This window comes from Flagellimonas olearia, from assembly GCF_009184425.1.
Classification (GTDB): domain Bacteria; phylum Bacteroidota; class Bacteroidia; order Flavobacteriales; family Flavobacteriaceae; genus Flagellimonas; species Flagellimonas olearia.
This window is the reverse complement of sequence record NZ_WELG01000180.1, coordinates 1-323: the sequence shown is the minus strand read 5'-3', so window position 1 is coordinate 323 and position 323 is coordinate 1. Positions and strand designations below refer to the sequence as shown.

The window sequence follows — 323 nt, the reverse complement described above, 5'->3', positions numbered from 1 at the left end:
AACGTCAAGAATCCCTACGAGTATCCCAAGAAAGTGAAGATGCGCTCTTACTCTCCGGTGAGCCGCGGCCATTCCGGGCAGATCCGTAAGGCGCTGGACGAGTTGATGAAAGCCAAGCGCCCGGTGATTTATGCCGGCGGTGGCGTGGTGCAGGGTGAAGGCAGCGAGTTGCTGACCCAGTTGGCCCACCGGCTTAATTTCCCGGTGACCAATACCCTGATGGGGCTGGGGGGCTTTCCCGGTACCGACCGTCAGAACGTGGGTATGCTGGGCATGCACGGCACCTATGAAGCCAACATGACCATGCATAACTCGGATGTGAT

At 58.2% G+C, this 323-nt stretch carries 1 pseudogene; it reads left to right on the top strand.

Features of this window, described 5'->3' with window-relative positions:
- Window positions 1-323: pseudogene (locus F8C76_RS19585) on the top strand (acetolactate synthase 3 large subunit); the annotation flags it as partial.